The sequence below is a fragment of the Rahnella sp. BIGb0236 genome (assembly GCF_004364755.1).
GTDB classification, from domain to species: domain Bacteria; phylum Pseudomonadota; class Gammaproteobacteria; order Enterobacterales; family Enterobacteriaceae; genus Rahnella; species Rahnella victoriana.
The window spans coordinates 102,611-111,219 of the sequence record NZ_SOAO01000018.1 but is presented as its reverse complement, the minus strand read 5'-3'; the positions used below and the strand labels follow the sequence as shown (position 1 = coordinate 111,219).

The window sequence follows — 8,609 nt, the reverse complement described above, 5'->3', positions numbered from 1 at the left end:
GCCTCCCCCTTCGCAGGGGGAGGAGCAGGTCAACACCCATTTACGGTATGGAGGGAAACATGGTCGGCTCGCTTCCCTGCGCAGGGGGAGGAGCATGTCAACAGCCACTTCCGGTATGGAGGGAAACATGGTCGGCTCGCTTCCCTGCGCAGGGGGAGGAGCAGGGCAGCAGCCACTTACGGTGTGGAGGGAAACACGGTCGGCTCCCTCCCCTGCGAAGGGGAGGGTTGGGGTGGGGTATTAAAGTAAAATCAATGAGTTGAAGTATGCTTTGACCGGGTGTTAGCCCTTAAAACCCCCTCCCAGCCTCCCCCTTCGCAGGGGGAGGAGCAGGTCAAAACCCACTTCCGGTGTGGAAGGAAACACGGTCGGCTCGCTCCCCTTAGCAAGGGGTTGTGCAAAAACAATCGTCAGAAATAACAGGCTTATATGCCGCTGTTCCCCCGATCATTCCCGACAAAACCCGTGTCTAATAACTACCATCAGAGGGGTGCAAACCCGGTCAGTCTTGACTCTGAGGGTTGAGGCCGTCCGAAGAAATATCCCTGGAACAATGTACAACCTTCTTCTTTCAGACGCCGGAACTGCTCGTCGGTTTCCACACCTTCTGCCGTGGTCTGAATGTCCAGACTGCGGCTCATGCCGGTGATCGCGCGGATGATGGCCAGTGCTTCGCGGCTGTCCTGCATATCATTAATGAACGACCGGTCGATTTTGATTTTGTCGAACGGGAATGACCGCAGATAGCTCAGCGACGAATAGCCGGTGCCGAAATCATCCAGTGCGATGCGTACACCCAGTGATTTCAGTTTTCTCAGCGTGCTGATATTGCCCAGCGTGTTATCAAGCAACACCGATTCGGTGATTTCCACTTCCAGACGTGCCGGATCCAGCCCCGAGGCTTCCAGCGCGGACTCCACCACGGACACCAGCCCGCTGTTTTTGAACTGGATCGGCGACAGGTTGACGGCGACGGTCTGATTGCCTTTCCAGCTGGCGGCTTCACGGCAGGCTTCGTGCAACGCAAACGAGCCGAGACTGTGGATCAGCCCGGTTTCTTCGGCAATCGGGATGAAATCTACCGGCATGATCAGACCGTTTTCCGGGTGATGCCAGCGCATCAGCGCCTCATAACCCATTACCGCATCGTGCCGCGCATCGGTGATCGGCTGGTAGTAAAGACGCAGCTGATTACAGGTGATGGCGTCGCGTAAATCCATTTCAACCACCCGGCGTTTACGCGCGGCGGCGTCCATCTCCAGGCGGAAATCTTCGTAACGGTTGCGGCCATTACGTTTGGCTTCGTACAGCGCCATATCCGCACAACGCAGCAACTGGTCGGGGGTATTTTCTGCTGAGTCTGCCAGCGCAATGCCGATGCTCAGCCCGACGGACAGCGAATGGCCGTCAATAATGACCGGCGGACGCACCGATTCAATCAGGCGTTTGGAAATCTGATGCGCCGCTGAAATGTCTTTCAGCCCCGGCAGCACCACGGCGAATTCATCACCGCCAATGCGTGCCAGCGTGTCGTCATCGCGCAGGGTCATGCGCAGACGTTTGGAAATCGCACGCAGCAGTTCGTCACCGACCTGATGGCCGAGCGCGTCGTTGACGTTCTTGAAGTTATCGAGATCCAGACACAAGGTGGCGGTGTGGCTGTGGGTATAGCTGTCGCGCTGCAACGCTTCGCTCAGACGCTGGCTGAACAGAATGCGGTTCGGCAGGCTGGTCAGGTTATCGTGATGCGCCATGTGATGGATCCGGGCATGCGCCGCCTGTTGATCCGTCACGTCATCGGCAATCATCATCACGTAGCTGGTCTGCGGATCGTGTCCGCGGATCACCGAGCTGGTGGTCTGTAACGTCCGGTCGCCGATAGCGGTCAGCAATTGCTGCTCGCTGCGGTGTACGCCTTCCGCGCGCAGACATTCATCCGACTGCTTATTGATGAAATTGCTCAGCCCGACGCCCATACAATCCTGCGGACGTTTACCCAGCATTTTGTCGCGGGAGATGCCCAGCAGACGTTCTGCCTGACGGTTAACCAGCAGGATTTCACGAGAGACGGCATTCTCGACAATCACCGAAGAGGGAATATTGGCGATCACCGTATTGAGAAACTGAGACAGGGACGAGAGCTGCTCGCTGTTGGATTCCGCCAGTTCTTTGGCCTGCAACAACGCCTGTTCCGTTTCACGACGCTCCGTGACATCACGGGTGATCTTGGCGAATCCGATGATTTCTCCGGCTTCACGCAACGCTTCGATAATGATATGCGCCCAGAAGCGCGAACCGTCTTTGCGCTGTCGCCAGCCTTCGGATTCGTAACGGCCGGTGGACCGCGCTGTTTCCAGCCCGTGCTGCGGCCATCCGGATTGTTTGTCTTCCTCAGTGTAAAAGCAGGAAAAATGCTTACCGACAACTTCTTCCGGCGTATACCCCTTCGCCCGCTGCGCACCGGCATTCCAGTTAGCAATAAGGCCATCGGGAGTCAGCATATATATCGCGTAGTCTTCTACGCGCTGAACCAGCAATCGATAAAGTACATCAGAATCTTCACTCATATTTTTTGCCTGATAGCTGGCCGTCTCTGCACGGGGTCCGTCCAAATCAGAGTCCGGCTAAATAGTGCGCCTGTTCCCGACGCATTTTTGCTGTGATGTGCCGGAGAAACGTTAGCATAAGATAATTCTTACTTCGCCAAATTTTGCTTCTAACGTGCTTAAATTTAAGCATATTTAGCAAAAAGATCGGCCTTAAGTGAAATTCGTTGTCCGGGTTTTAAATAACAGGGGAGTTATCGGCAGGCGGGGAAATAACTTTACTCAAAAGGCACATAAAGTTCATGTGTTACAAGCGTTTAATCAATACGTAAAAAAGCCGCAACAGTGTGCGGCTTAGGATGAATCGCTTAACCGCGATGCTGCGGTTTCACTTCCGGCTTCGGCTGAACCTTATGATGCACCGGCGCAGGTTTCGCCTTGTGGCGGACCGGCTTGTGTTTCACGACCGGTTTATGCACCTGATGTACCGGCTGAGGCGGTTTTACTGGCTCTTTACGCGGGCCTTCGGCGTTAGCACTCAGACTGGCAGCCAATAAGCTTGCACAAAGGATAAGCATTCCAGATTTGTTCATTTTAGATATTTCCTGTGTCCCGTGATCACGGTGATTCTTGTTCATGCGCACTGTGCAGGGCAGAAGCTAAAACGACAATTCGGAAAAGGCTTAATCCGTTGTGTTTAACGGATAATTTAAATTGCGCTTACGAAATACTGAGAGAAGCATAAGGTCCGTCAACCACCGACTCCCGCAAAATAAGTTCCGAGACAAATTTATTCTGCTCGGACAAATAACCGCCGTCGAGCATGGAAATAATCTGGCTGATGACTTCGCTGACCATATCGCTGACCGGATCTTTCACGCTCGACAGCGCCGGAATAAGAAACGGCGCGGTCGGAATATTATCAAACCCGATCACCGAAACCTGTGCGGGCACGGCGATCCCGGCATCGTTGAGTTTTTTCATCGCGCCGATCGCCATTTCATCGTTACTGGCCAGAATGGCGCTGAACGGTTCACCGGCCGCCAGCAGGGTTTCGACGGCGGCAGCACCGCTGGCCGCAGACCATTTCCCCGGCACGATCAGCGATTCCTGCACCGGTAAACCGGCGGCGGTCAGCGCCTCTTTATATCCCGACAGGCGCTCGATGGCGGTAGGGGAATCCATCGAGCCGGTGATAAATGCAATACGGTGGTGGCCGCGTTCAGTCAGCGCACGGGTGGCATTAAATCCGGACCCTTTGTGGTCACAATAAATACAATGGCTCTGATGTTTACGTAATTTGCGGTTGACCACCATCACCGGTTTTTTATATTTGTCGATCAGCTCATCCATTTCATCCACGGATAAAAAGCGCGGATAAATAATGATGCCGTCGCAACGTAAATCATGCAGAAACTGAATGGCTTCCCGTTCTTCTTCGGCGCTGTGTTTGCCATCAACCAGGATCAGCTGACGGCCGTTGGCATCGAGTTTTTTGGCCGCCTGAGAGATTAACTCGCTGAAATAGTTTCCGTTGTACAGCGTGTTGGTGACCACCAGACCGATGCACATGGATTTGCTGGTCGCCAGATTACGCGCCAGTAAGTTTGGCCGGTATCCCGCTTCCTCGATGGCTTTAAAGACCTGATCTTTGGTTTCCTGGCTCACATAACCTTTACCGGAGAGCACACGGGACACCGTGGCTTTAGAAACACCCGCTTTGGTTGCCACTTCCTGCATTGTCGACATCAGCCACACCTGAAATATAAAACGATGCGTCATTCTACACATTTCGGCTGTTTTGCGAGGATTTTGGACTCGCTGAAAGCGGGGTGGCGATCGGCGTCACAAAAATAAAACAGCGTTGCAGGTTTTTATTGAAGTCTGCATCAGAACTGCACATTCTCGTATGAAACCGGTTACCTACCGTTTCACAGCCTTTCATAAAAGAACCTGAACGTTTCATAAAAAGCGGTTTCACAGAAGCTGCGGCTTCTGAAAAACATTCATAACACTATGAATCCGAGAGAGTTGTCACTCATGTCTAAAAATTTTGCAGCAATGTCTCAGTCGATTGTCGACGCAATCGGCGGCGCGGAGAACGTGGCGGCGGTGACGCACTGCATGACACGCCTGCGCTTCGTGCTCAATGACGAATCTGCCGTCGATGCCGCCACGCTGAAAGCCATTACTGGTGTGATGGGTGTCGTACGCAACGAAAAACAATGTCAGGTGATCATCGGTAATAACGTCTCACAGGCGTATGCCGAAGTGCTGAAATTGCTGCCGGAAGGCTTTGCAGCCAGCGATCACGACGCCCCGGCTAAAAACAAAATCACCTTAAAACGCATCGGTTCCGGCATTCTGGATGCGCTGATCGGCACCATGTCCCCGCTGATCCCGGCGATTATCGGCGGGTCGATGGTGAAACTGCTGGCGATGATCCTGGACATGACCGGCGTGTTTGAGAAAGGTGCCTCGACGCTGGTGATCCTCAATACCATCGGCGACGGCGCATTCTTCTTCCTGCCGGTGATGGTCGCGGCCTCGGCGGCGGTGAAATTTAAAACCAACATGTCGCTGGCGATTGCCATTGCCGGGATTTTGGTGCATCCGGCGTTTATCGATTTGATGGCGAAAGCCGCACAGGGGCAGAAAGTTGAATTTATCGGCATTTCCGTTACCGCCGTGAAATACACCTACACGGTGATCCCGGCGCTGTGCATGACCTGGCTGCTGTCCTACATTGAAAAATGGGTGGACCGCATCACGCCAGTGGTCACCAAAAACTTCCTGAAACCGATGCTGATCATGCTGATTGCCGCGCCGATCGCCATCATGCTGATTGGTCCGCTGGGTATCTGGATCGGTACCGGGATTTCCGCCGTGGTGTACACCGTTCACAGCTATCTGGGCTGGCTGTCGGTTGCCATCATGGGCGCGGCCTGGCCGCTGCTGGTAATGACCGGCATGCATCGCGTGTTTACCCCGACCATTATTCAGACCATCGCCGAAACCGGCAAAGAGGGCATGGTGATGCCGTCGGAAATTGGTGCCAACCTGTCGCTCGGCGGGTCGTCGCTGGCGGTTGCATGGCGCACCAAAAACCCGGAACTGCGTCAGACCGCACTGGCTGCGGCGGCCTCGGCGATTGTTGCCGGGATTTCTGAACCTGCTTTGTACGGCGTAGCGCTGCGTCTCAAACGTCCGCTGATCGCCTGCCTGATCAGCGGCTTCATTTGCGGCGGTGTCGCCGGATTAGGCGGCCTCGCCAGCCATTCAATGGCCTCGCCGGGGTTGTTTACCAGCGTGCAGTTCTTCGACCCGTCCAATCCGATGAGCATCGTCTGGGTGGTGGGCGTGATGATTCTGGCGGTGGTGATTTCCTTCTTCACCACGCTGTTACTCGGATTTGAAGATATCCCGGTGGAAACCGTGACGCCGAAAGAAACAAAAACGGCCGAACCGGCAGCTTCCGCTTCCTTTGCGGTTTCGCAAAGCGCAGTTAAATAAAGACAGAAGAGGATTTTTTCATGTCAGCATCAGTATTTCCCGACGGCTTCTTATGGGGCGGCGCGATTGCCGCCAACCAGGCCGAAGGCGGCAGTTTTGAAGGCGGAAAGGGCCTGACCACGGTCGATATGATCCCGCATGGCCCGCATCGTCTGGCGGTCAAAACCGGTCAGGAAAAACGTTTCACCCTGAAAGACGACGAGTTTTATCCGGCGCATCAGGCGATCGATTTTTACCACCGTTATAAAGAAGACATCGCGCTGATGGCGGAAATGGGCTTTTCAGTCTTTCGTACCTCGATAGCCTGGAGCCGTCTGTATCCGAACGGTGACGAACTGACCCCGAACGCCGAAGGCATCGCGTTTTACCGTGATGTGTTTGCGGAATGCAAAAAATACGGTATCGAGCCGCTGGTAACGCTGTGCCATTTCGATGTGCCGATGCATCTGGTGATCGAATACGGTTCGTGGCGTAACCGCAAAATGGTGGAGTTTTTCGCCCGTTATGCCCGTACCTGTTTTGAAGCATTCGACGGGCTGGTGAAATACTGGCTGACGTTTAACGAGATCAACATCCTGCTGCACAGCCCGTTCTCCGGTGCCGGATTAGTCTTCGAAGAAGGTGAAAATCAGGAACAGGTGAAATATCAGGCGGCGCATCATGAGCTGGTGGCCAGCGCATTAGCCACCAAAATCGCCCATGAAGTGAACCCGGAGAATCAGGTCGGTTGTATGCTGGCGGGCGGGAATTTTTATCCGCAAACCTGTAAACCTGCTGATGTCTGGGCGGCATTGCAGAAAGACCGCGAAAACCTGTTCTTTATCGATGTGCAGGCACGCGGCGAATATCCGTCCTACACCCGTCGCGTCTTTGCGGAGAAGGGCGTGACCGTGGTCACCGAACCGGGCGACGACGAGATCCTGAAAAATACCGTCGATTTTGTCTCGTTCAGTTACTACGCGTCACGTTGCGCATCGGCGGATATGAACGACAACAACAGCAGCGCGGCGAACATCGTCAAATCGCTGAAAAACCCGTATATCGAAGCCAGTGAATGGGGCTGGGGCATTGACCCGCTTGGCCTGCGCATCACCATGAACATGATGTACGACCGTTATCAGAAGCCGTTATTCCTGGTAGAAAACGGCCTGGGTGCGAAAGATGAGATCAACGCGCAGGGCGAAATCAACGACGATTATCGCATCAGCTATCTGCGCGAACACATCCGCGCCATGGGTGAAGCCATCACCGACGGCGTTCCGCTGATCGGCTACACCTCATGGGGCTGTATCGATCTGGTTTCCGCCTCGACCGGCGAAATGAGCAAACGCTACGGCTTTGTTTACGTCGACCGCGACGATGCCGGAAACGGCACGCTGGAAAGAAAGAGAAAGAAATCGTTTTACTGGTATAAAAAAGTGATTGCCAGTAACGGAGTGGATCTGGACTGAACCTGTGAAAAGGGAATATCTGCAACGGATATTCCCTTTATTTATTTCGCCGCCGTACTCGCCCGCACTTTCAGTTTCCCGGCCATGATCACCCGCGTGGCAGCGTCTTCGCCAGAGCAGAGATATTCCACCGCCATGCGACCGAGTTCGAAATAGGGCAACTGCACGCTGGTCAGTTTCGGCGTCATCTGATCGGCAATGCGCTGATCATCGTAACCGGCGACCAGAATATCCTGCGGAATACGCAGGTGCAGTTCGGTCAGCGCCTGATAACACCCGATGGTCATCCAGTCGCTGGAGCAGAAAATGGCATCCGGCGGTTCGGGCAGCTTCATCAGTTCCAGTGTGGCGCGGTAGGTTTCATTCAGTGACCAGTTGGTCGCCAGAACCCGTTGGTCGTCATGCGCCATACCGGCCTGCGAGAGTGCTTCGCGGTAGCCTTCAAGCCGCATTTCACAGGCTTCCATCCAGTTATCGCCCATGATGTGGGCGATCCGCGTCGCGCCCTGATCAATCAGATGACGGGTAATTTGTAGCGCATTGGCGCGGTCGTCCGGCAAAAAGGTCGGCAGCAGCGGAAAGGCGCGGTCATAGACATTCAGCAGCACCACCGGCAGTTGCGTCTGGTTGGCAAACGGGGCGTAATCAATCGCCTGCGTCACCGGCGAGGCGAGGATAATACCGGCACAGCGCCGCTGATTGAGCTGCGCAATAATCCGCACCGCCAGTTCGGCATCATCGCCGTAGTCATACACGGTCAGCAATGTGTTGTGTTTCCACGCCGCTTCACGCGCTTCACTCAGCGCATCGACAAACGGGTCGTAACTGGGCATGGCATTAATCAGCAGCGCAATTTCTTCCTGACCATTATCACTGTGCGGGGCGGGCATCTTTTTGTAACCGAGCGACAGGGCGGTGTTAAACACCCGCTGGCGGGTTTCCTCACTGAGTTTTACGGAGCGCGAGTTGTTTAAAATCAGCGATACCGTGGCCTGAGACACACCGGCCTCGCGCGCAATATCACTCATTGTGACTTTGTTTTTCTTCTCCATTTCCCTTTTCCCGTCGCCCATATTTTTTCCTTTTGCACTATAACACA

The 8,609-nt window shown here is 54.3% G+C and carries 6 protein-coding genes; 2 read left to right on the top strand and 4 right to left on the bottom strand.

The window, feature by feature from the left end; genetic code table 11:
• Window positions 1–482 precede the first annotated feature (482 nt).
• The 3 genes from EDF78_RS23940 to EDF78_RS23930 all read right to left on the bottom strand — a co-directional run bounded on the left by EDF78_RS23940 (window position 483) and on the right by EDF78_RS23930 (window position 4,295).
• Window positions 483–2,567, bottom strand: a complete 2,085-nt coding sequence (locus EDF78_RS23940) for an EAL domain-containing protein (RefSeq protein WP_095922162.1) — start codon at window positions 2,565–2,567, stop codon at window positions 483–485.
• A gap of 347 nt (window positions 2,568–2,914) precedes the next feature.
• Window positions 2,915–3,139: a hypothetical protein gene (locus EDF78_RS23935; RefSeq protein ID WP_015690004.1), complete on the bottom strand. Its 225-nt coding sequence runs from the start codon at window positions 3,137–3,139 to the stop codon at window positions 2,915–2,917.
• A 127-nt stretch (window positions 3,140–3,266) separates the two neighbouring features.
• Window positions 3,267–4,295 carry a LacI family DNA-binding transcriptional regulator gene (locus tag EDF78_RS23930; RefSeq protein ID WP_133824049.1) on the bottom strand — a complete coding sequence of 343 codons (1,029 nt, stop codon included), beginning with the start codon at window positions 4,293–4,295 and terminating at the stop codon, window positions 3,267–3,269.
• A gap of 291 nt (window positions 4,296–4,586) precedes the next feature.
• On the opposite strand from EDF78_RS23930, the gene ascF reads away from it, so the two are divergent.
• Both ascF and EDF78_RS23920 read left to right on the top strand, forming a co-directional pair.
• The gene (gene ascF / locus EDF78_RS23925; protein ID WP_166654490.1) at window positions 4,587–6,059 is read left to right on the top strand and encodes a PTS cellobiose/arbutin/salicin transporter subunit IIBC; all 1,473 of its coding nucleotides are present in this window, start codon (window positions 4,587–4,589) and stop codon (window positions 6,057–6,059) included.
• 20 nt (window positions 6,060–6,079) lie between these two features.
• The gene (locus EDF78_RS23920) at window positions 6,080–7,510 is read left to right on the top strand and encodes a 6-phospho-beta-glucosidase (protein ID WP_133824047.1); all 1,431 of its coding nucleotides are present in this window, start codon (window positions 6,080–6,082) and stop codon (window positions 7,508–7,510) included.
• Window positions 7,511–7,551: 41 nt separating this feature from the next.
• Here the strand turns inward: EDF78_RS23920 and EDF78_RS23915 are convergent, their stop codons facing one another.
• Window positions 7,552–8,562: a LacI family DNA-binding transcriptional regulator gene (locus EDF78_RS23915; protein WP_095925146.1), complete on the bottom strand. Its 1,011-nt coding sequence runs from the start codon at window positions 8,560–8,562 to the stop codon at window positions 7,552–7,554.
• Window positions 8,563–8,609: the final 47 nt, after the last annotated feature.